Origin of the sequence: Kitasatospora sp. NPDC018058 (assembly GCF_044327205.1) — a bacterium.
In the GTDB taxonomy this organism is placed as follows: Bacteria; Actinomycetota; Actinomycetes; order Streptomycetales; family Streptomycetaceae; genus Kitasatospora.
Genome location: NZ_JBIRFA010000029.1, coordinates 1 through 22105, shown reverse-complemented (window position 1 = coordinate 22105; position 22105 = coordinate 1). Strand labels below are relative to the sequence as shown.

20 protein-coding genes and 4 pseudogenes are annotated in these 22105 nt (G+C 68.3%); 13 read left to right on the top strand and 11 right to left on the bottom strand.

The window, feature by feature from the left end:
- The first annotated feature begins 221 nt into the window (after window positions 1–221).
- Complete coding sequence (locus tag ACH4E7_RS31820) at window positions 222–1859, top strand: PQQ-binding-like beta-propeller repeat protein (RefSeq protein ID WP_396252622.1); 1638 nt, start codon at window positions 222–224, stop codon at window positions 1857–1859.
- A 433-nt stretch (window positions 1860–2292) separates the two neighbouring features.
- Here ACH4E7_RS31820 and ACH4E7_RS31815 read toward each other — a convergent pair whose 3' ends face one another.
- Entirely contained in the window at window positions 2293–3009 is a 717-nt protein-coding gene (locus ACH4E7_RS31815; RefSeq protein WP_396252621.1) for a hypothetical protein, read from the bottom strand.
- A gap of 289 nt (window positions 3010–3298) precedes the next feature.
- Between ACH4E7_RS31815 and ACH4E7_RS31810 the strand changes: the two genes are divergently transcribed.
- The 6 genes from ACH4E7_RS31810 to ACH4E7_RS31785 all read left to right on the top strand — a co-directional run bounded on the left by ACH4E7_RS31810 (window position 3299) and on the right by ACH4E7_RS31785 (window position 7734).
- The gene (locus tag ACH4E7_RS31810) at window positions 3299–3511 is read left to right on the top strand and encodes a hypothetical protein (protein WP_396252620.1); all 213 of its coding nucleotides are present in this window, start codon (window positions 3299–3301) and stop codon (window positions 3509–3511) included.
- A 348-nt stretch (window positions 3512–3859) separates the two neighbouring features.
- Window positions 3860–4195, top strand: a complete 336-nt coding sequence (locus tag ACH4E7_RS31805) for a hypothetical protein (RefSeq protein ID WP_396252619.1) — start codon at window positions 3860–3862, stop codon at window positions 4193–4195.
- A gap of 47 nt (window positions 4196–4242) precedes the next feature.
- Window positions 4243–5823, top strand: a complete 1581-nt coding sequence (locus ACH4E7_RS31800; RefSeq protein WP_396252618.1) for a peptidoglycan-binding protein — start codon at window positions 4243–4245, stop codon at window positions 5821–5823.
- Window positions 5820–6275, top strand: a complete 456-nt coding sequence (locus ACH4E7_RS31795) for a protease inhibitor I42 family protein (protein WP_396252617.1) — start codon at window positions 5820–5822, stop codon at window positions 6273–6275. The genes ACH4E7_RS31800 and ACH4E7_RS31795 overlap by 4 nt, the downstream gene beginning before the upstream one ends.
- On the top strand, window positions 6272–6691 hold the full coding sequence (locus tag ACH4E7_RS31790) for a hypothetical protein (RefSeq protein WP_396252616.1): 420 nt from the start codon (window positions 6272–6274) through the stop codon (window positions 6689–6691). Before ACH4E7_RS31795 ends, ACH4E7_RS31790 begins: the two co-directional genes overlap by 4 nt.
- Window positions 6692–6816: 125 nt before the next feature.
- A complete protein-coding gene (locus ACH4E7_RS31785) occupies window positions 6817–7734 on the top strand; it encodes a phosphorothioated DNA-binding restriction endonuclease (RefSeq protein WP_396252615.1) in 918 nt (305 codons plus the stop codon).
- A 278-nt stretch (window positions 7735–8012) separates the two neighbouring features.
- Here the strand turns inward: ACH4E7_RS31785 and ACH4E7_RS31780 are convergent, their stop codons facing one another.
- The 4 genes and pseudogenes from ACH4E7_RS31780 to ACH4E7_RS31765 all read right to left on the bottom strand — a co-directional run bounded on the left by ACH4E7_RS31780 (window position 8013) and on the right by ACH4E7_RS31765 (window position 10889).
- Window positions 8013–9308, bottom strand: coding sequence for a nucleotidyl transferase AbiEii/AbiGii toxin family protein (locus tag ACH4E7_RS31780; RefSeq protein WP_396252614.1), 1296 nt, complete (start codon window positions 9306–9308; stop codon window positions 8013–8015).
- Window positions 9305–9775, bottom strand: a complete 471-nt coding sequence (locus ACH4E7_RS31775; protein WP_396252702.1) for a hypothetical protein — start codon at window positions 9773–9775, stop codon at window positions 9305–9307. The genes ACH4E7_RS31780 and ACH4E7_RS31775 overlap by 4 nt, the downstream gene beginning before the upstream one ends.
- Window positions 9776–9855: 80 nt before the next feature.
- A pseudogene (locus tag ACH4E7_RS31770) lies at window positions 9856–10515 on the bottom strand (IS3 family transposase); the annotation flags it as partial.
- Window positions 10512–10889, bottom strand: a complete 378-nt coding sequence (locus ACH4E7_RS31765; protein ID WP_396252613.1) for a transposase — start codon at window positions 10887–10889, stop codon at window positions 10512–10514. The gene ACH4E7_RS31765 and the pseudogene ACH4E7_RS31770, both read right to left, overlap by 4 nt.
- Before the next feature lie 44 nt (window positions 10890–10933).
- Here ACH4E7_RS31765 and ACH4E7_RS31760 point away from each other — a divergent pair, with 44 nt between their 5' ends.
- Window positions 10934–11110 carry a hypothetical protein gene (locus ACH4E7_RS31760; protein ID WP_396252612.1) on the top strand — a complete coding sequence of 59 codons (177 nt, stop codon included), beginning with the start codon at window positions 10934–10936 and terminating at the stop codon, window positions 11108–11110.
- 63 nt (window positions 11111–11173) lie between these two features.
- Here the strand turns inward: ACH4E7_RS31760 and ACH4E7_RS31755 are convergent, their stop codons facing one another.
- Window positions 11174–11620: a hypothetical protein gene (locus tag ACH4E7_RS31755; RefSeq protein ID WP_396252611.1), complete on the bottom strand. Its 447-nt coding sequence runs from the start codon at window positions 11618–11620 to the stop codon at window positions 11174–11176.
- Window positions 11621–11715: 95 nt separating this feature from the next.
- Here ACH4E7_RS31755 and ACH4E7_RS31750 point away from each other — a divergent pair, with 95 nt between their 5' ends.
- From ACH4E7_RS31750 to ACH4E7_RS31730, 5 genes and pseudogenes are all read left to right on the top strand, one after another.
- On the top strand, window positions 11716–12126 hold the full coding sequence (locus ACH4E7_RS31750; protein ID WP_396252610.1) for a hypothetical protein: 411 nt from the start codon (window positions 11716–11718) through the stop codon (window positions 12124–12126).
- On the top strand, window positions 12123–12548 hold the full coding sequence (locus ACH4E7_RS31745; RefSeq protein ID WP_396252609.1) for a hypothetical protein: 426 nt from the start codon (window positions 12123–12125) through the stop codon (window positions 12546–12548). The genes ACH4E7_RS31750 and ACH4E7_RS31745 overlap by 4 nt, the downstream gene beginning before the upstream one ends.
- A 563-nt stretch (window positions 12549–13111) precedes the next feature.
- Window positions 13112–14149 carry an IS110 family transposase gene (locus ACH4E7_RS31740; RefSeq protein WP_396252608.1) on the top strand — a complete coding sequence of 346 codons (1038 nt, stop codon included), beginning with the start codon at window positions 13112–13114 and terminating at the stop codon, window positions 14147–14149.
- 27 nt (window positions 14150–14176) lie between these two features.
- Window positions 14177–14440 (top strand): hypothetical protein, encoded by a 264-nt coding sequence (locus ACH4E7_RS31735; protein WP_396252607.1) that lies wholly within the window; start codon window positions 14177–14179, stop codon window positions 14438–14440.
- Window positions 14441–14532: 92 nt separating this feature from the next.
- Window positions 14533–15785: pseudogene (locus ACH4E7_RS31730) on the top strand (IS3 family transposase).
- Between the two features lie 63 nt (window positions 15786–15848).
- Here ACH4E7_RS31730 and ACH4E7_RS31725 read toward each other — a convergent pair.
- From ACH4E7_RS31725 to ACH4E7_RS31705, 5 genes and pseudogenes are all read right to left on the bottom strand, one after another.
- Complete coding sequence (locus tag ACH4E7_RS31725; protein WP_396252606.1) at window positions 15849–17201, bottom strand: EVE domain-containing protein; 1353 nt, start codon at window positions 17199–17201, stop codon at window positions 15849–15851.
- Between the two features lie 211 nt (window positions 17202–17412).
- A complete protein-coding gene (locus ACH4E7_RS31720; RefSeq protein ID WP_396252605.1) occupies window positions 17413–17811 on the bottom strand; it encodes a hypothetical protein in 399 nt (132 codons plus the stop codon).
- Window positions 17808–18659: pseudogene (locus ACH4E7_RS31715) on the bottom strand (IS5 family transposase). The gene ACH4E7_RS31720 and the pseudogene ACH4E7_RS31715 overlap by 4 nt, the downstream one beginning before the upstream one ends.
- Before the next feature lie 43 nt (window positions 18660–18702).
- Complete coding sequence (gene ltrA, locus ACH4E7_RS31710; protein ID WP_396252604.1) at window positions 18703–20454, bottom strand: group II intron reverse transcriptase/maturase; 1752 nt, start codon at window positions 20452–20454, stop codon at window positions 18703–18705.
- Between the two features lie 1291 nt (window positions 20455–21745).
- A pseudogene (locus tag ACH4E7_RS31705) lies at window positions 21746–22105 on the bottom strand (ISAzo13 family transposase); the annotation flags it as partial.

Genomic DNA, 22105 nt, shown 5'->3' with positions numbered 1-22105 from the left:
GCCGTGTGTCGGCCGATCTTCCGTCTCTGTCCGGCGATGGCGCCCATCGGGTAGCGGGCGTCACCCTCCTGGTGGCGCGGGTCCGGCCAGGCCGCGGGCAGCGCCCCCTCCGAGCATGTTCCCGCCGAGTGCCGTCCAGCCGTCCGGCCGTCCGACCGCCGCCGACCTGGTTCCCGTTGTGACGTGGGATCATTTGTCGACGATCTACCCGGAGGCCCCCGATGTCTGAGCCCCTGCACATCCGCCGCGTCCTCGGCAGCGGCCCGTTCGCCGAGATCGGCCAGCCCCGGGTCGCCGCACGGGACGACGTGCGAGGGCTGGTCGCCATCGGTGGCAGTGTCGGCAGCCTGTACTGGCACGGCCGGTCCCTCGATCGCTGGCGTGGCTACCGCGTCGGCGTCTACGGGCTCGACGACCTCGACTGCCGACGACTGGTCCCCAGCCACTGGCCGGTGCTCGACGTCGCCTTCCACCCGGACCTCCCGCTGCTCGCCGTCGGCACCGGTGCGTACGACGGCGGCTACCAGTACGAGGGGGAGCTGCTGCTCATCGATCTGGAGAAGGACACGGTCGTCTCCGCTCTGAAGCACTGCCGAGAGGTCCGCCGGGTTCGCTGGCGGGAGGACGGCTGCGCGCTGGAGCTGGTCGTGGCCCCGTGCGACGACGACTCGGACGACTCACCCGAGACCCACGGCTTCGCCGCCGTCGTCGAGCGCGACGACTGGCGCTCCGTCATACGTCGCGGCATCCCCTCCAACGAACTCCTCGGTCCGCGCGTCGAGGCCGTACGCCGCCCCGCCGATGTCAACCGGGTCGCCCGGGAGACGGTCGCCGGGCTCGCCGAAGCTCGGGGGACGTCGTGGTCGCTGCGGCGGCAGGTGCGGGCGGTGGAGCAGCTGGACGACGGCCGGGTGCTGGGCGTGCTCGACGGCACGAAGCTGGAGAGCTGGCTGCCCTCGGGCGGGGCGGAGTGGTCGCTCCCCGATCCCGACGGGGCGCGTGAACTCCACGTCCATCCCGACCGGAAGTCGGCCTGGGTCGGCATGCACGGCCCGAACCGTTGGGTCGACGGCACCGGTTGGGAGGATGTTCCCAGCGTCGTCGAACGGCTCTCCCTCGCCGACGGCGCCACCCTCGACACCGTCGAGGCCACGTTCCCCGCTGCCCTGACCGCCGCCCGCGACGGCCGGATCGCCCTGCGCAACACCCGCCATGACAGGCCGAACACCCCGACGGTCCTGCTGACTCCGGAGGGCACGCGGTCCGCCGGGCCCGCGCTGGGCGGCTACGACTGCGTCAACACGTTTTTCGCGGTCCGGCGCAGTCCCGAACTCCTTTTCCTCCAGGGAGGGAAGAAGAAGTACTGGGAGGACAAGTGGGTCGTCGCCGTCGACCCTGTGACAGACGGCAGCGGCAAGCCGGCGGTCAGACGGCTGTTTCCGCTCGCGTGGGACGCGGTGCGCTCCGGTCACGTGCTCGGCGGCCCGGCCGTGCGCCTGGTGGGCGGCGACGGCACAGGCGGCGCCTTGGTCCACGCCGGCGAGATCCACCACTCGCACGGGCCGCAGCCCGACCGTACGTTCGTCGCCCGCCGTGGTTTTCCGGACGGCCTGCCGCAGTGGGTGTTCACCGCCGACCATCCCGTGACGGCGCTCGACTCGGACGGGGAGACCGTCTTCGCCGCCTTCACCTCGGGCGAGGTCGTCGCCCTCGACGCGACCGACGGCACGCTGCGCTGGCGCACCGACGTCACGGTCGACGGGATTCCGACGACGGTCCTCGCCCTCACCGCGTCCGCCCCCGGCCGGCTCCTCCTCGGTACGGTCGACGGCCGGATCCTCGTCGGCGAGTCGTCCTAGGGTCTCGCCGTGGGACAGCCGGGCCGAGACACCGGCCGGGGCTCTGCGTGATCGCTCGCAGAGGAGGGCACCACGGGCGCTCTGACGGGTGGTGTGTCGCGGACGTCCCCATGGCGTCTTTCCCGCGTCTGCGGGGGTCAGCCTGCCCGTCGGATGCCCGTGATCGGGGACGACTGGTTCTCCCCTACCTGCGGGGTCAGCCGCCGAGGTGGCTTGCCCGGCTCCTTCCGGGGAGCCCGCTTCGCCGCACCCGCCGGGGTCAGTGCCTGACGCTGTCGGGGATCCTGGAAACGTGCCGGGCCGGCAGACCGGACAGGCGCAGCGGGACACCGCGGCGGCCGGCCACCCGCTCGACGCCGGGGCGGGCTCCGGGAACCTCTCGCGAGCGGGTGTGGCACGCGAGACCGGCTCGCGCGCCACACCGGCGGTATCGTCAGCTCGCCTTCCAGGCGAGCGGTGTGCCGCTCTTGTCGATCCACAGCAGGTACGTCAGCGGCTTGTCGGCCGGCGCCAGGTAGATCGCGCACTCGTGCTCGCTCTGGCCCTTGACGAAGTCCTTGCCGCCTTGCGGGACGTCGCTCTCGCACTTCGGGAAGGCGCTGAGCAGGTCGACCTTGCGCGCCTGATCGGTGTCGCTGACCATCGCCCGCAGTTGCAGGTTGAAGTAGGGCTCGAAGATCCCGTTGCCACCGGTGTGGGTGTAGGTGACGTTCACGTAGTACGGCGTCTTCCCGGCCAGGTCCTCCGGCTTGAGGAACTTGGCCAGGTCGGCGCTGTCGCCCTTGACCACGCCCGTCATGGCGATGCCGACCGAGATGTCGCCCTTCTCATGGTCGGCGAACGTGCCCTGGGCCTTGGCGCCCACGGCCAGTGCGTCCGGGAAGCGGCTGCCCGTGGTGGCGCCCGGACTCGATCCGGCCTGGGTGGGGACGGAGGTGGAAGCCGTGATGGTCGGCGCACTCGTGCTGGTGTCCGTCCGGCCGCCGAAGCCGGTGCCAGGACTGGAGGCCGCGCTCGCGCTGGCCGGGGCCGAGGACGGCGTGGTGCCGGCGGCGTCGCCGCCGCTCTGGTCCGGCCCGCAGGCGGTCAGCATCAGGGCGAGCGCTGCGGTCGTCGGCAGGGCCGCACGCAGCGGAAAGGTGGTACGCATGAAGTAATCCCCGTGGAAGTGAGTGTGACGGCGTGAAACTCTAGCGAAGCGGGCTGCCGTGGTTGATGGCGGATGCGCGCGGTGACCTCGTCCTGGAGCTGCTGCGACGTGAGCCGGCCCGGAAAGCGGGCGCGACGGCGGTGATGTCGATCCTCCGGGTCGCTGCTGGGCGAATGCCCCCATGCTCCGACAGCCACGGCCGGGCCGGCCTGAGTACGGGTACTCAGACCGGCCCGACCTACTACTCGATCGCGTCTGCGCAGGTGGACGGGGAGAGGAGCACAACGCCGTGACCATCCTCGAAGAGATCGCCACCCGCGAGGACCTGGTGACCCGGGTCCGTGTCCTGACCGGGGAGGACGCCGACGCGGCCCGCCGCGCCGACCAGACCCCCATCGCCAAGTCCGACTGCACCTACTACTGCCCCGACGCGGCCACCGCCGAGCGGTGCATCCAGTCCCTGCGCGAGTCCGACGAGCGCCTGCGCAACCGCCCCGAGTGAGCGGACTCCCGGAACAGTGCCGTGCCCTACGGGTCCGATGGGTTCGCAGGCGGGAACAGCGGCTTCACCACGGCTTGCAGGACGTGGAGGGATCTGCGCTGCCCGCCGGTCGGGGCAGACGGATCGACGACGGCCAAGCGCAGGCAGCCGGCCACGCCCGGTGGTAGTCGAGGGTTCGGGCCAACCGGCGCCAACCGGCTCTCACTCTCAGCGGACGGTCTGTCATGAGTCTGCAACAGCAAGCGGATTCAGAAGTCGCAGGCATTGATCCGACCTCGAACCGGTCCGTAGGGTGCTCGAACGTCGTCACACGGACGGCGTAGGAGAAGCACACGCGGGGTGGGAGCCATGGCGGACGGTTCGGGCTACGCGATCCAGGCCGGGGGAGTTGAGGGGCAGGCGAAGGCGCTGGACAAGGCCGCCGACGATCAGCACAAGATCACCGCGGCGGCCGTCGACCCGGTCTGCTACAGCGCGGACGCGCTCGGCGGTGAGGACGTCGAACCGGCCTACCGGGACTTCAACTTCGCATGGAAGGTCCAGACCGGGGTCATCGGGAGCGCGCTGAGGGAGCTGGCGGGCAAGGTGCGCGAGTCCTCGGGCAACTACGGCAAGGCCGAGAGCGCGGCGGTGGCGGGCCTACGGGAGGCGGCCTCGGGCGGCGACTACCGCCCCTTCGGCTGAGCACGGCACCACGACGGGGAACGCGACCAGGGGGCTGACGAACCGGCATGGCGAAGGAATCCACCGCTCAGCGCTCCAAGGCGCTGGACGACCGGCTGAAGGACGTCCGCGAGGCGGACTCCAAGAACGACCTCATCGATGCGATCAAGGGCGCGCTCGCCGTCCGCGCGCCGCTCGGTGACCCGACCACCATCGACGCCGTCGGCAGCCGCTACAAGGCCATGGCCGCCGACTCGGGCCACCTTCACCAGGACGTCGTGACGATCTCCGGCTCCGGCCTGCCGGACGTCTGGACCGGCAGCACCGGTGCGAAGGCCGCCGAGGTGGTGGCCGCCGCAGCCCGCGCCGTCGACGAGCAGACCACGGCGCTCCACAACGCCGGGACGGCCCTCCACACCCTCGCGGACGCGCTGCGCGCCGTCCAGGGCCAGGACAGCACCGCACGTAACGGGCTCCAGCAGGTGCTGAACCAGCTGGGCGGGAAGGAGGGCTGGTTCGACGAGTGGTTCGAGGGCGATGACGACGAGGAGAAGCGCAAGAAGGCGCAGCAGGCCGCCATACCGTTCGTCGAGTCGATGCTGGAGGCCGCCAGGAAGGCGGACTCGGCGTCCCGGACGGCGGTCCGTGACCTGAACAAGCAGTCGTCCCAGGCCCGGGCCGGCAAGCTGCACGGTATGAACGGGGTCTACAACTCGGACAAGCTGGTGCTGGCCGAGACCTCGGGCCCGGACGGCCCGACCGAGCTGAACGAGCTGTTGACGGCGAACGATCTGAAGCGGACCGGCGAGTACCTGGACAAGATGAGCGAAGCGGACCGGGGGTCCTTCGACCTGATGCTCGCCAACTCCTCGTCCCCCCAGGAGCGCGCCTATCTGGCGAAGGCGCTGGCGGCCGGTCACAGCCTGGAGGAGATCCGTGCCTTCCAGAGCAAGATCCACGGCAAGGACCCGGAGTGGCTGCGCACGCACCTGACGCCCGTCTACGCCAAGAGCGAGGACAGGTCCGACGGCGGGGTCAACGACAACGGCTCCAACCGGAACACCGACATCGTGAACTTCGGCACCGCCATGTGGCAGCAGAAGGGTGATGAGGGGACCTGTGTCGCCTCCTCCACCGTCACCGCCCGGGCGATGGTCGATCCGCTGTACACGTTGGACCTGACCGGCGGCCCGTCCGGCCAGGAGAACGATCCGGCGGCATTCCAGAAGCGGCTGCTGGACGAGCAGCACCGCGTGCACACGGAGGGCCACGGCGGCAAGGACTGGGACGGCATGTCACCGGACAACAAGGGGAAGGTGCTGGAGAAGGAGGTCAGCCCGCACACCGGCGCCGACTTCGACTACAAGGAGATGCCGGACAACAACGCCCGGCGTGAGCTCCTGCCGGACATCGAGAAGGCGGTCGCCGACGGCAAGCCGGTGCCGATCGGGATCGAGGGCTACAACGAGAAGGGCGAACGCTCGGGCCACGCCGTGCTGATCGTCGGGCAGGAGGGTGACAAGCTGCAGGTCTACAACCCGTGGGGCACCACCACCTGGATCAGCGAGGACGACTTCGTCAACGGCCGGATGGAGCGGGTCTCGGACAATCGGATGCACACCGCCTACGCCGTCCACCTGCCGAAGTGACCGAGCCGGTGAAGGCGCTCGCAAGGACGCCGCTGCGGGCGGTGACGCTGTCGACCCTCCTGGCGGCCGCACTGGTGGGCTGCGGGTCCGACGGGCCCGACCGCGGCCGGGTGCTCGGCTTGCAGGAACGCTCGGTGAGCCTCGCCGTCGGCGGGCGCTTCTCGATCGCCGTACGGGACAACGCCTCGGCCGGCGACTACTGGAGCATCGTGGACCCGAAGTCGGACACCGCGGTGGTGGCCAAGGTCGACGAGGCGCTCGACCTCCCGGAGGAATCGAAGACCTCGGACGGTGTCGGCGGCACCCGCTTCTACACCTTCGAGGCCAAGGGCCGCGGGACCACCGCCGTCACGCTCCTCAACTGCTACCGCGGTTACTGCAATCTCCCGACCATCAGCGACGAGAACAGGAAACTGGTCGTGCGCAACACGTACACGGTGACGGTCCGATGAGCACCCCCGACGACCGCTTCCGCCCCAAGACGGACGACGAGCTGCGACAGCTCGACGTACCCGCCATGCTCCGCTACGGCCTGGCCTTCGCCGGCCCCCACCGGGCCGCCCTCTTCGGCGAGGGCGCGATCGCCGCGGCCCTGGCCGCCGAGCGCCTGGGGGTGGTCCCCCGCTCCCTCGCCTTCCTCGCCGAGGTCGTCCGCAGCGGCGGCGCCCGCTACGCCGCCGACCTGCCCGAACCCCTGCCCGGCCCGGAACCGGCCAGCCTCGCCCGCGACTGGCTGACCTCGGCGGCCACCACGGTCACCACCGTCGACGGCGATCAGCTCCTCGCCCGCTGGCTCGACGCCGTCGCCGAGATCCTGGGCCTGCGCCGGACCGTCCGCTCCACCGACGGCCCCGCCCGCAGGCTGTGACGCACGGCAGCCCGCGAACGCCGAAGTCCCGGGTGTGCACCGCCGACGGATCGACGACTGCCCCAGGTGCCGGTGCCACGGCCCTACTTGATCCCTCCGCAGCCGTGCGAACTACTGTGACGGTCATGGATTGGCTCGATCGGGTGGCGAGACTGAGGCGCTGGACGAGCAACGGCGTCCGTGCTCCGCACAAGCCGTTGCTGCTGCTGTACGCCCTCGGCAGGTACCAGCAGAGCGCCGACGGCGAACTGCGCTACAGCGCGGTCGAGGAGGAACTGAAGCGGCTGCTCGCCGAATACGGGCCGTCACACCCGACGACGCCCGCCTACCCGTTCCACCACCTGGTCAGCGACGGTGTGTGGGAGGTCAGGACCGACCGGGGCCCGGGAAGCCCCGGAAGCGGCGTCGGGATCCTCCGCACGAGCGGCGCCACCGGCAGGCTCGCACCCGGGCTGCGGGCCGCGCTCGGCGACGAGCCTCCCCTGCTGGGCCGGATGGCCAGGGTGCTGCTGGACACCCATTTCCCGACATCCCTGCACGCCGACCTCTGCGAAGCCGTCGGCCTCGACCTGGAGCGAGCCGAGACCGGCACCGTGAACGGAGCCGACACCGCGGCCCGGAGACAGCGGGATCGTCGGATGCGTGACCTCATACTCACCGCCTACGAGTTCCAGTGCGCGTTCTGCGGCTACGACGGAGCCCTCGGCGCGAGCACGGTCGGACTGGAGGCCGCGCACGTCCGCTGGTGGTCGCACGACGGGCCGGACGAGGTCGACAACGGCCTGTGCCTGTGCTCGCTGCACCACAAGCTCTTCGACAAGGGCGTCCTGGGCCTGGGCGAGGACCACCGCATCCTCGTCTCCCAACGCTTCGTCGGCCGCAGCGAAGCCAGCCGCCAGCACGTGCTCGCGCTCGCCGGACGTCCCGTCATCGGCCCACAGCCGGGGCTCGCACCGGTCGCCGCCCGGCACCGGGAGTGGCATGTGCGGCAGGTGTTCCACGGCGCTCCCCGCCAGCCCGTGGACCGGACGCACGTCGGGTGACGGGCCGTCGACTTCGGGCGGACGGGACGCCCGCTCGACACGGCTGGCCCTCCTCGCCGCATCGGCCTGGTGCAGCCGCCGACCGTCCGCATACCGCCGAAACTCGAACGCGTACCGCTACCGACAGTCGCGTGGTCCGACAGGGACGATCTCCGCGCCTGCGGAGGTCAGCCAGTCAGCAGCTTCGGGCAGGCGGCGAAGGCCCCGGGGCGGCAGCTCGCCCGCCCCGGGGATCGGCGGCTCTGTCGGGACGATCGACGGTGCGGCCTGGCTCGAACTCAGCCGTCGGCGACGCCCGCAGAGCGGCCGCCCGCAAGCTCTGTGGCGTAGCGCGCGGCGGCTTCCGCCAGCTTGCAGTTCGTCCGGTTCGACTGGGTGCCGAGGTGGTCGGCGACGGTCCGGCGGGCGTCGTCGAGGTCGCCGCCCGACAGTTCGCGGGTGATCACCAGGGTGTTGTCCGGGGCCATGTGGCGTCGGGACATCCGTTGTTGGACCTCGTCCATGCCCTCGCTCGCCAGCACGTCCCGTAGTTCCTCGATCAGCGGGGCCAGCCACTGGGCGCGCAGTGCGTACTCATCTCGGCAGGCGAACGTCGGGTGGAGCGCGGCGAGCAGTTGGGCCGGATACTCCTCGACGGGTTCGGCGAACTGCGGGTAGTCCTTGGCGAACTCGTCCCAGTCGACCTCGAGCCGGCTGATCTGCTCCGGGAGGACCGGCCAACGCGACCAGCTCTCGTCGGATTGGGTGAAGACCTGTCGTAGCAGGTCGTAGGGCACCTCGGCGGTGCGCGAGAGCAGGATCGCGTCGTAGAGGTCCTTGCCCTGCGGGTGGTTGTCCGAGACCAGCCACAGGATCTTCCAGGCGAGGGAGAGCTGCGGCGTGGCGGCCAGCAACGGGCCGGTGACGCCGGGGAGCCGGTAGGGCCGGGGTGGGACGGGCAGGTGCTCGGTGAAGACGAAGTCGAGTTGGACGGTCCCGCCCGGGACGCCCGGTGCCGACCAGGGCAGGACGAGCCTGCGCCCGGGGATCCTGCTGTACGTCCAGATCTCGTCGCTGACCGCCTGGTCGGCGTGCAGCCGCACCGTGCCCGAGAGGCGTTCGGCCTCGGCGGCGAGCTCCTCCAGCATGCGGTCCGTGCGCTCGTCCTCCAGCTCCCATTCCACCGGGCGGACCACGAAGTCCAGGTCGCCCGGCTTCCGCGCCTGCTCGCCGTACCAGGCTCGCAGCAGGACGCTTCCGCGCAGGACCAGGTGCTCGGCCCACTGCGAGCCGGCGACGGCGGACAGTGCGGTGTTCAGCGCCTCGCGCCGGGCGGCGAGCCAGCGTTCGGCGAGTCGCGGGTCGGTGAAGGCGGGTTCGCTGGGGCGAAGGGCCCGGCTGTACCCGGCGAGGGCGGGGTCGAAGACCGGCTGCTGGCTGACCGCCTCGTCGTCGATCGGCAGGACGCTCCTGGGCAGGTCCCGGTCCTCGCGGACGTCCTCCGGCGGCGGCTGCTTGGGCAGCAGGACGCCCTGCCACGGCCCGTACCGCAGTTCCTCCCACGCCACGGGCGACTGGGACTGATCCTCGGTCATCTCGGCTCTCCCTCTCCGTACGGCCCGGCACTGTGCTCGTGCTCGGTGATCCACCCCGTGTCCAGGGCCTCGTCGCTGTCCACGACGACGAACTCGCGCTCCACCGACGCCACCTCGTGGCCGGCGGCGGCGAGGTCCCGCAGCAGCGCCTCCAGCCGGCGGCCCGCGGTGTTCAGGCCGACCAGGCGGCACCGCTGGGTCACGAACCACTCACGCTGGCCGTCCTCGCGCACCCGGCGCGGGTTGCGCGACAGGTGCGCGCCGTGCCGGACGGCCAGCTCTGTGAGCTCGGCGAGGCGGGCGGGGCCGGCTGCGGGAGCCGGGGCCGGGAGCAGCAGTTTGACGTGGTGCTCGAAGTACCGGCCGGGCCCGTGCGGCACGGCGTCCTCGTCCGAGGCCGGGACACCATCGGCCCACGGCGTGGCCTCGATCTTCGCCCGCAGGACGGTGAACCCGGCCTGTCCCAACCGGCTTCTGATCCGGGACCCTCGGTCTTGATCAGCATCCACAGGTTCTCGGCGAGGGCGTTGTCGTAGGAGTCCCCGATCGATCCCATGGATGCGTGGATTCCCGCTCGTAGTAGGCGTGTTGTGAGCTTGATAGACGTGTACTGACAGCCGTGGTCGGCGTGGTGCACGAGCTGGCCGGGAGCGACCTCACGGCTGGCCAGCGCGTACTCCAGCGAGGTGAGGACCAGGTCGGCGTCCGCGTGGGCGGAGGTCTCCCAGGCCACGACCCGCCGGGAGAAGGCGTCCCGGATCGCGGAGAGCCACAGTGGCCCGTCGACGGTGGGGACCATGGTCAGGTCGGTGACCCACAGCCGGTTCGGTGCGGGTGCGGTGAAGTCGCGCCGCACCAGGTCCGGGGCCGACTGGGCGTCCGGGTCACGGCGGGTGAATCCCTTGCCCGCCCGGCGGGGACTGACGCCAGCCAGGCCGGCATCGCGCATCAGCCGCTCCACCCTCTTGCGACCGACGTGGACACCCTCGCGTTTGAGGGTGGCGTGGACGCGCGGCGAGCCGTAGATTCCGCCGGAGTCGGTGTGGATCCGCGTGATCTCCTCTGCCAGCTCCGCATCGCGGCGGCGGCGTTCACACGGTTCCCGCTCGGCACGGCGCCACCGGTAGTAGGTGGAGGAGGCGATGCCGAGTTCCCGGAGTACGCACTCGACCTCCAGGTGAGGGTGCTCGTCGAGGAGCGCCGTCACCTGGGCCGGGTCGGGTCGAGTTGCGCCGCGAAAAACGCTGACGCCGTCCGCAGGACCTCGTTCGCCCGCTTGAGCTGGGCGTTCTCCTTGCGCAGGGCAGCGAGCTCCTCCCGCTCGGCGGTGGTGAGCCGATCGTCGCGCTCGCCGGCATCCGCCTCGGCCTGACGGATCCAGTTGCGCAGGGCCTCGGGGTGAACACCGAGATCCTCGGCCATCCGGCGGATGACGGGCTTCGGGTCGGCGGCGCGGTACATCCGCACCGCACGCTCACGCAATTCCTGCGGGTACTTCTTCGGGCGGCCATGGCCTCGGGTCCTCTCATGAGACCCATCTGAACTGCTGTCACCATCCGCCGCATCCCGGGGGAACCTCAAACCTCCTCCTCACCTCCGCCCAGGTCCGTCAGACCCTGCCACGCGTGGAGCGGGCCCTCACCTTCACCCAGGACGAACGCTCCGCTGCGGACGCCCAGGACTGGCTGTACTACTACTCACCCGAAAAGGAGTGCATCCTCGACGGCCCGCTGCGGATGTGGCGCGCCGCCGCTGAGAACGGGCTCGGCTTGTGCGGGCTGCGGGCCCGGGTGCGCGAGTGATCCGGTTGTTGTCGCGCCGGTAGGGCTGGCCCGACCCCCGGTGCGGGCTCGACACATTCCTTATCAGTGACCACTCCGCAGACCGTCCAGTCCTTCCTGGAAGACCGGAAGTACATACTGCTCTGTACCGCGTCCCGGCATTTCGAGCTTCTTGAGTTGCCCGCCGACGATGTGGGACACCAGCGGCACGGACAGGGCGTCCGGCCAGAGGCCGGTGCGCTTGCCCTCGGAGAGCACGCGCCGGAAGGCGCCGGTGGAGCCCCGCAGGTTTCGGCCGTTCGCCCTCAACTCATCGGCGGCGCACTCGCCTTCGCCTTCGACGACTTGGAGCAGGATCTGCTGTGCCCGGGGCGGGAGGCGATCGTAGTACGACCGGGCCCGCTCCGGTGTCCAGCGATCGTCGGGCACTGCGGTCACGACGGCGGCCGGCATGGCGGCGAGGGCGAGCAGCTTCTCGAGCGCCTCGGGGGTCGGGTTCTCCACGGTAATCGTGATCTTCATGGTGCACACCCTTGCAGCACAGGGTTCTGAACACAAATAAATGCGGTAGACGTCTTGCAAACGAGAGGGGCGTCGCGGGCGTCGTCTATGTATCAATTTATGTATTGCGTCCTCTACAGGCGCCCTCGGAGCTCGCAGTCGGCAGGGTCGACCCGAACGAGACGCTGACCGAAGACGCGGCCGACGACCTCGCCACCGCCCAGCCGGCGCGCACCAGTCAGACCCACGCCGAGAGCGGCGCTACTTTGCCCGCGGGTGTGCCGACAACGGCCGCCACCCAGGGCCGCGCACCAGCGAGGCGAACATGCTCTCCTGCCTCTCGCACCTGCGCCGCCGCGGCAGACACGACGGGCTACGGCACCCGCGTCCGCCGCTCCGAACAGGCGGTCTACCGCATCGACTCCATCGTCTCCAAGCACCTGGAGGACGGCACCGAGCAGATGGTGGTCGGCAAGCGCACCAGCAAGAACGACCACTGGTCCGCCGCCGCGAGTACGGCGTCCGCGATCCAGTGACGATCTCCATCCTCCGCGCCTCTCTCGCACTGCTCGCTGAACTCGACCAGGCAGAACCGCAGTTGCCACCGCTCCGCGGCATCACCCGGTGGGGCCAGCTCATGCCCGCCTCCGGCACCGGCATGACCAGCCACGCAGTGAACCGCGTCTTCAAGCGGATGGTCTCCCGCGTTCCCGACTTCGACGCCCGGGAGGCCACCAGCCACGTCCTGCGTGCCAGCATCCCTGCCGACCTCGCCGCCCAGGGCTACAGTGCTGCGGAGATCATGGTCATCACCGAAGACAGGAAATCCAGCATTGGCGCACATGGGTGCGGCGATGCTTCTCCTCCCGGCAGAATCGAGCCAAGTGATAAGAACAGGCACGGGGTGGCATTTTCCGCCCCTCGTACGTCCTGCCTAAAGGGATGGACATACGTATGAGGAGTCAAGTTTGCGAGGAACGAGAGTGCCGACTCGCTGTTCGATCTCCGCGTCCGAGAGCTCCCCTCCGATGGCATGCCATCGCGAGAGGCGCTTCGCATCCATCAACGACATATCAAATGCGTCGTGCATGCACCCCACCACGCCGAAGGCGATAGCCCCGAGCTCATCTCTCGGGCCGATTTCTGCGAGCAGAAGGTGCAGGACTCCCGTGATCGATCCATCGCGCTCCCATCGCTCCTGAAGGCTTCGAGCCACTTCCTCCTTCTTTGCTTGATACTCCTCTTGGTTCATGCTGAACCGCCCTGGGTTCAGTGGAGACTCGATTTCGTGTAAGTCCATTTGTCCCCGAGCGACGCCCTGCGTGCGTGAAAATCGGGGGTGGCGGCCGTCTGCTGACGTCGGCAAACCCTTGGGCCGGTGAGCCCGCGTGTAAGTCTGACGCCGGAGCCGGCCTGAGGGGCCACGCACTGTTGCCACGAGCACGCCGTTCAGACTCCCGTTCTCCCCTCCCGCTCCCGGACGGCCGCCGCCTGCCCGAGGGCTGCCGCGAAGGGGTGGATGTGGAAACCGAAGAGATCGAGGCGATCGAGGGGCTGGTCGAGCGGGTCGCTGCCATCGATGTGGCGAAGGCCTCGGGGATGGTGCGCATGCGCTTGCCACATCAGAGTCGGGAAGGCCGGCGAGTCCAGGAAGTCTGGAATGTCGCCGCGACTACGAGTGCCGTCCTCGAACTGGGAGACCGACTGCTGTGCCAGGGCGTGACGCGGGTCGTGATGGAGGCCACCGGCTCGTACTGGAAGGTGTTCTTCTTCCTCCTGGAGGCCCGGGGCCTGGAGTGCTGGCTGGTCAATGCCCGCGAGGTCAAGAACGTCCCCGGCCGACCCAAGACGGACAAGCTCGACGCGGTCCGGCTTGCCAAGCTCGCCGAGCGCGGCATGCTGCGGCCGTCGTTCGTTCCGCCGAAGCCGGTGCGCCGGCTGCGGGATCTCACCCGGACCCGCACCGTGCTGACCGAGGAGCGCTCCAGGCACAAGTGGCGCGTCGAGAAGGTTCTGGAGGATGCCCAGGTCAAGCTGTCGACGGTTGCCACCGACATCTTCGGCGTCTCCGGACGGGCGATGATGGAGGCGATGATCGCTGGCGAACGCAACCCGCGCGTCCTGGCCCAGATGGCCAAGGGCCGGATGGCCGCCAAGACGGATGCTCTCGCATTGGCGCTGACCGGGCAGTTCGAAGAACACCATGCCTTCCTCTGCCGCACTTTGCTCGACAGCATCGACCACCTGACCACCCAGATCGACAAGCTCTCCGAGCGGATTGCCCGCGCCATCGAGGACCTGACCGCGCACGACGCCGGGACCACAGGCGACGACCGGACCCCAGTCGGTGACCGCACCCGGTCGACACTGGTCGACAGGCTCGACGCCATCCCCGGCATCGGGCCGACCACCGCCCAGGTCCTGCTGGCCGAACTCGGCCCGGACATGAGCGTCTTCCCCACTCCTGACCACCTGGCGTCATGGGCGAAGCTGTGTCCGCGCACCATCCAGTCGGGCACCAAGACCGCCACCGGACGGACCGGCAAAGGCAACCCATGACTCAAGGGCGTACTCGGCGAAGCGGCGATGGCCGCCTCGCGCACCGATACCTTTCTCGGCGCCCGCTACCGACGCATCGTCAAACGCCGAGGCCATAAGAAGACCCTGGTCGCGGTCGCCCGCACGATGCTGGTCATCGTCTGGCACCTCATCAACGACCCCGCCACCGAATACACGGACCTCGGTCCTGACTACCATCAGCGCCTGATCGACCCGACCCGCCGAACCCGTGACCTGGTCCGTCAGCTGGCAGCCCTCGGACACCAAGTCACCCTCACTCCCGCAGCCTGACCGCAGCTCTTGCAGCCTCCGGGCCGGCCGACGCCGTCCGGGCGATGACGCCTGCTCCGCTGACCTTGAATTTTCCGTTCAGGATTCGAGTCATGGCACGTCCTTCCTCCTACCCGCCTGAGCTGCGCCGTCGTGCGGTGCGCATGGTTGCCGAGGTCCTCGGTGACTACCCGAACGAGTCGGCGGCGCTGCGGGCCGTCGCGGAGAAACTGGGCATCGGCTCCGCCGAGACCCTGCGCAACTGGGTGCGACGCGACCAGGTCGACTCCGGGCAGCGCCCGGGCACGACCACGGAGGAGTCCGCGCAGATCAAGGCGATGAAGAAGGAGATCGCCGAACTCAAGCGCGCCAACGAGATCCTCAAGGCCGCGGCGAGTTTCTTCGCGGCCGAGCTCGACCGGCCACACCAGCGCTCGTAGCGTTCATCGACGAGCACCGGGGCCGCTTCGGCGGCGTCGAGCCGATCTGCCGTGTGCTCACCGAGCACGGCTGCAGCATCGCCCCCTCCACCTACTACGCCCACCACCAGCGCGTGGCCTCGCCCTCCGCCCGCACCGCGCGCGACCAGGAACTCAAGGAGCTGATCAAGGACGTTCACGACGCCAACTACCGTGTCTACGGGGCCCGGAAAGTCTGGCGGGAGCTGGGCCGACAAGGCCACACAGTGGCACGCTGCACCGTCGAGCGCCTGATGCGCGAACTCGGCATCACCGGCGCTGTACGCGGCAAGAAGGTCATCACCACCATGGCCGACCCGGCCGCCGAACGCGCCCCGGACCTGGTCGACCGCGACTTCGTCGCCGGCGCGCCGAACCGCTGCTGGGTCGCCGACTTCACGCACATCGCCACCTGGGCCGGAGTCGTCTACGTCGCCTTCGTCGTGGACACCTTCTCCCGCCGCATCGTCGGCTGGTCGGCCGCGACCTCCAAGGAGACCCGCCTTGTTCTGGACGCACTGGACATGGCGCTGTAGCAGCGCGACCGTGACGGATTCCCCCACCAACGAGGCGAGTTGATACATCACTCGGACGCCGGGTCGCAGTACACGAGTTTCCGGCTCGCCGAACACCTGAACGCCGCCGGCATCGCAGCCTCGATCGGATCCGTCGGCGACGCCTACGACAACGCCCTCATGGAGTCCACGATCGGCCTGTTCAAGACCGAGCTGATCAAGCCCCGGCGGCCCTGGCGCACCCTCTCGCAGGTCGAACTCGCCACCGCCGAATGGGTCGACTGGTACAACCACCGCCGGCTCCACGGTGAGATAGGCCACGTCCCGCCAGTCGAGTACGAGACCGACTACTACCTCACCACCACAAAACCGCAGGTCACAACCACAACCTGAGATCTCTATCGAACCCGGGGCGGTTCACCAGGTAGCTCGCCACAGCTAGTGACATGCGGACTGCTATTCCCACACCTTGGCATCTTCACCAGGCCAAGCGAGCACTACCCCGGCCCGTTCACAGATGCCCAACCAGCGCTCTTCCAGCGGTGTGCGTTCCAGCCATAGAACTCCACGAACCTGCGTCGCCCGCGCACTGAGTTGGTCTACATAGTCAAGCAACTGTCCTATTCCAGTTCGCAGTTGATGAGACTCGTTCTCAGGTCGCAAGGACTTCACCTCGGTCACCGTCAGCGTGTCCCCGTCATGCCATGCGATGTCAAAGGCTGGGTCAGCTGGTGTCGGCGACAACGGCTCCATTCCACGGGCGCGAACCTGCTCGGCGAGCTGATTCTGGAGTTGCCGGTGCTTGGTGAGGTTCCGACCCATCAGTGCTGGGTCCGGAGCGCTTGGGGTAGCCGGCGCTGGAACCGTGGTCTCATCCTCGACCCGATAGGCACTGCCTACAGGAACGCCGGGGGCGGTGACTGCGGCTCCTACCCGGATCAGGTGGAAGTGGATGACCTTTCGTTCTGGCCCACCGTTGGTGGACTTGGCGCGCCCCCATGAGTACGGCTCTTGGGGATCGAGGATCCATTCACCCGCGTAGCGGACCGTGCCGCGACTGCCGATGAAGAGGCGAAGACTCCGTCCGTCCTTGAGGTGGTCTCGGATGGCCTTGTTGCCTTTGGTGAAGACCTGATCGCCGGTCTGTCCTTCACCCGTGTACCGGAAGTGGTCGTCAGACTCCCAAACGTCGTCATAGCCGTGCTGTTCGCCTGTGCTGGCGTCCGTGAAGAACAGGACATTCTTTGACTGCACCGACGGGCTGATGCCTCCCTGGCGGCTGCCCCCGTACCGATCGTGGAGTTCGACTCGGCGAATCTCCTCGCCAGGTTGGAGGTGCCATTCATCGTCTGCCGGCATTCGACCGCCCAGTTCTGCGGGCACGGTTTGCGCAGCCCTGTCGGCCAGGGTCTCCCACTGTTCGTCCGTGAGGCGATGGGGATTTCCAGCGAACGGCTGGGACAGGATCCCAGCGTTGGCGAAGGCTTCATGATCCGTGAACCACGTCCGCGGGATCGGTGACTCAAGCCACTGGGTAACCCTCAGCGGCACAGCGTGCCGGGGCCCGGGTGGCTCTGCCCAGTACTGATGATCCGTTTCCTCGCTATCGTTCCAGTACGGTTCGCCCGTGAACTCGCCAAGCGCGACGACACCACCGTCTGGGCCGCTGATCCATAGTGCGAACTGATCGCCTTTGTGTATCTCATTCAGGTAGCGCCGGACCGTCCACGAGTCCAGCTCACCACCGTCCGCTCGAAGGTCCTCGAGACGGAACCTAGTCGGGTTGCACACCAGCACCCACGCTGTCATAGCGCCCTCCCCTTCCCCCACTGCCGTAGAGCCACAGCGTAACCACGCGACAGAGACGGGCCCGTCGATGGGTCCGGGCTCAGCGGTACCAGGTGCGGATCATCTCTGCGGTCTCACGGACGTCGGCATTGCCGGCGCGGATGCGGGCGGCGAGGTCGGCGGCTTGCTTGGGTTCAGCGGTGATGGTGACGCCGGAGGCACTGAGTGGACGTTAAGTCCGTTTCTGGTAGCGGCCTCGTCCGGGTTGGGTGAGGAAGCCTTGGCGAGTGAGGCGTCCGAGGCGGCTGCGGGTGATGTTGACGGACGCCTCGTCGGTGGGCATGCCGAGGAGTTCGTGCAGCTCGCGTGCCCGGAATGCCTGGTCGGGGTGCTGGTTGAAGGCGTTCACGATGGCCTGGTAGGTGGTGTTCGTCTCGGGCGGTTCGGATTCGGTTCCTGCCGGCGTGACCTCCGCGATGATCTTTCGGGTGGTGGCCAGGTCCGTGAGCCGCGCTTCGGTCTCGGTCAGGTCGGCGGCGAGCTCTTCGATCCGGGCGCGTAGATCTGCGGCCCGGGCGGTGGCCTCGTCCTGCCGGCTCTGGAGGTCTGCCAGGAGTTCGGCGACGTTCATGCCGCCAGTCCGAGGGTGTCGCGCCAGGCCGGGGCCGGTGTGGTGAGGCGGCGGGTCATGTTCGCGGTGGAGGCCCAGTAGACGCGTGAGGCGGAGGTGTCGGGCCTGTGGTCGTACTCGCGAGCGAGGCGCCGATGCAGCATCAAGGTGCCGTTCGTCTGCTCCACCACCCACCGTTTCGGCTGCGGGACGAAGCCCTTGCCCTGGTCGGCCGGGTTGCGGCGGACGACCTCGACGTCGATATCCAGCAAAGCACCGTGGATGACGACCTCGTCCTTGAAGCCCTGGTCCACCAGGGCCTTCTCCAGACGCATCCCGCACCGCTCGGCGACCTGGTCGAGCAGGGCGGTGCCGGCGGCATTGTCGTGGGCGGAGGCGGCCAGGACGACGACACCGATGATCAGCCCCATGACGTCCACGGCCAGTCCCCGCTTGCGCCCCGACACCTTCTTGTTCGCGTCCAGCCCCGTCGTGGTCTTCGGGACACCGGCGGCCGCGCGGACGGACTGGGTGTCGATGATCACGAGGGACGGGTCCTCTCATCGGCGGGCTCTCTCCCGTACCTGGCAGCGCAGGAGTTCCTGGATCCGCTGGTCGAGCCCGTCCTGGCGCCACAGGCCGAAGTAGTAGAACACCGCCGACCAGGACGGCAGGTCATGGGGCAGGTAGCGCCACTGACAGCCCGTCCGATTCTGGTAGAAGATCGCATTCACGATCTCCCGCAGATCACAGGACCCCGGATCCCCGGTCGCCGATCGCGCCACCCGGTCCTGCTTCCAGGCCGTGATCATCGGCTGTCGGGTAGCGGGGACGCATCGCTGCGTCCCCGCCCCCTCAGAACCGGGCATGCCTGTTTTCCAGGCACCACGGCTCAAGCAAGCCCCGAGGGCTTCACGGTGATGCAGAAACTGCGGACCTCCTGCGTGTTCTGACTCGGAGACCACGATGGCAAGAGGCGTGTATCAGGAGAGTCTGCGGTCCGTCCGGCGTGCCGCGCCGCCCGTGGTGAGTGAGGTAGCTGGCGGCTACCGCTCTGCGGACGGTGTTCAGCCACCAGCGTTCCCATTCGTGCGGGGACTGCGGTGGTTGGTTGGCGGTGAGGATGTAGTCCCCGCAGAGTGGACAGCGGCCTTCCTGCTTGGCGAGCAGGTTCAGGTTGTAGTTGTCCAGTGGGGGTTTGACCTCCTTCCGTCTTTTGGCCCAGTAGTCCTGCAGGCCGGGGTCGTCGGGTGACGCCCCGCCCGTGACTAGCTGGTGCCGGACGATATTCGTCCAGGAGAATTTGACCACGTGGAAGGTGCCGCCGCTTTCGCTGGTACAGCCGCGATCGCCAAACACCCAGTAGTCGTTCCTGTACTTGTTGAACTTGCCGTAGTAGCGGCGCACGATCCACTTCTTCGGCTTGTTCGGGTGGGAGTGCTTGGCCCACTTGTATGTGAGCCGCCACATATGAGAGTCCAGATCCGAGAAGACCCGGCTGGACACCACCCCACGGTAGTAGGCCACCCAACCCCGAATGATCGGATTGAGTTTAGCGATGACCGCCACCACATTCGATCCGCGAAGATTTCGCATCTCGTCCGCGAGCCTTTCCCGTATCCGCATGATCGCCTTCTTGCTTGGCTTGATGATCAGCTCGGACCCGTGAAACTGGCGGAGAGTGAATCCCAGGAAGTCGAAACCTTCGGAGAGATGCACAATGCGCGTCTTCTCCTCGTTGAAGGTCAGGCCCCTGGGGGCCAGCCACGCTGCAAGCCGTGCCTTGACCTGCTCTGCTTGCTGCCGGGAGTGACAGCAGGCGACCATATCGTCGGCGTATCGCACCAGCACCGGAGCTCCTCGCGTCGTTTCTCCGGAAGTACGTCCGGATGCGAGATAGCGGACTCCGGCAGCTTCCTCCAGGCCGTGGAGTGCAACGTTCATCAGCAGCGGGCTGATTACACCTCCTTGAGGCGATCCCTCTTCGGTCGGTGCGAGCAGGCCGCCCTCGACCACTCCCGCTTTCAGCCACCCCCGGATCATTTCCCTGGCCGGGAAGGACCCGATCACTTTGAGCAGTTGTTCGTGGTTGATTCTGTCGAACGCGGCGGACAGGTCAGCATCCAGAATCCACAGCCTCTTGGCCCGGGAGCCTTTCAGTGTGGAGTAGAGGGCGCCAATCGCGTCCGCACAACTGCGGCCCGGCCGGAACCCATACGATTTCGACTCGAAGCGCGCTTCCCACTCGGGCTCCAGTGCGTTACGGACGCGCGCCTGATGGCATCGGTCCATAATCACGGGGATATCGAGCGGCCGTTGTTTTCCATTGGCCTTTGGAATGTACACGCGTCGGACCGGCAGCGGATTCCAGGACGAGCGCGTATGGTGCACACGCAAAGCCACGTCCATCCTGGCCTCGGGTGACAGGGCGGTCTCCCCGTCGATCCCGGCCGTCCGACGTCCAGTGTTGCGCTGAGTCACCTGCCGCACGCTGGTCAGCGTGTTCGACCATGATCTCAGCATCAGTTTCTGCAAGGACCGGACCAGGGCCCAGTCCTCTTCCCGCGTCGCCTTGAAGATCCTCTGCCTCAGCCTCACTACGTTGTCCTCGTGGTGACGCCATGCGACGTCGTCCCATTCGGCAACGTCCTTGGGTCCGTTCACCGCGGTGTCCAACTTGCCCCTCGGTTCGGGAGGCCCCGGGCCTCGGTCGTCAAAGGCTCACCAGCCCACGTCAGCTCCCCTTTCGGGATCCGGCCGCCAGGACCGGCATCCGGCCGGTTCCCCGAGACAGCCGCCTGGAGAGGCAACCACATGTCCCGAGTCCCGCTGCCTTTCGGCCGCCGGCATCCGCTTCTTAGGCTTCCTTTCCCGCCGAGGAGTTCCACCCCTCTTGCGATCGGCCTACCGAGCCAAAGGCCCGGACCCCGACGGGGTTTCCACGTTCCGCGCACACGAGACACGGCCGGGGTGGGCGCCCCCTACACCCCGGGGCCAGCGGTGTTCCCACGACCGGTTGATCGTCCCCGGCCGCCGCTTGCCGCCTCTTCCAGCGGCCAGGCCCTTGCACCCTGGTCCTCGTCCCGTCACCCAAGGCTTGGGCTGACGAGGCATCATCGGGGGTTCACTTGCGTTCGCCCGTCCGGCCTTCCCCTCGCCCGGTTGCTCCCCCGGACGGAGCGAGGGCCCTTGAGCTTCTTCCCTGGGCTTCGCACCCTCACAAGCGGGACCTTTGAACGCGCGCCAGGGCGGGGACTGTTCTCGAACACTGATCAGGAACTACGCATCCGGTCTATAACCGGCCTTCGATCTGCGAGTTCACTCGAAATGCGCGACTTCGTGTCGCACCGATCAACACCCACTGCTCATCCGATAAGTCGCTCGGATACGCCCGTCTGTCCATGCGCCGCAGAACATCACCCGAACCCCGACTGGCACGCCAGTACGTCCGACGTTCACACGAACGAGCGATCACGAACCGAGAGAAAAGGGACTTAACGTCCACTGACGTCTACACGGTGGGATCGTCGATGAATTAGTGGTGCGTGTCGCGTCAATCCTCGGTTGATGTCGTGCTCATGATGTAGCGGGTGAGGTCGCTGGGGTCGATGAGGCGGGCCGGGATCGGTTCGCTGTGGTGGCCGTGTTGCTGCAGGAGGGGCAGGGCCTGCTGAATGAGGGCGCGGATCTGGTTCTCGCCGACGCGGAAGAGGTGGGCGGTCAGGGAGCGGGACAGGCCGCGCTGGTCCAGGACGGCGGCCCAGATGATGTTCTCGGTGGTCAACTTGCGGTGGCGGGGCCGCTGTTCGGGCGGGAGCGTGTCGATGGCCAGGCGGATCTGTGCGGTGAGGTGGCCGAGTTCGTAGCGGGTGAGGCCGGTCAGGGCGGTGTCGAAGGTGTGGGCGGCGCGGGGGTGGGAGCGGCGTCCGGCCGGCTGCCGCGGCACTGCCGGGGCGCCGGGCTGCGGCGGGATGCTGTAGTTCCAATCCCCGTGGAATGCATGGTGATTGACGGTGAGGGCGGCGACGTGGCGGGCGCCGATCTCGATGCCGGTGGGGTAGCTCCCGGTGTCGAGATGGGCGGTGACGCGCAGGCCGGTCGCGGTGGTCGTCGAGGTGATGAGGTTAAGGGCGACTTCGTAGCTGGCCAGGGGCCGGGCTCGCCAGTTCATGGAGATGAAGGAGAACAGGCGGTGTTCGACCTTGTTCCATTTTGACGTCCCCGGCCAATGCCGTTGCTTGAATTCGAGAACAACTGCCGCGGAACGGGTGACGGTGTCGGGGCGGGGGGCGTTGGTCCGGTTGTGCATCCGTGG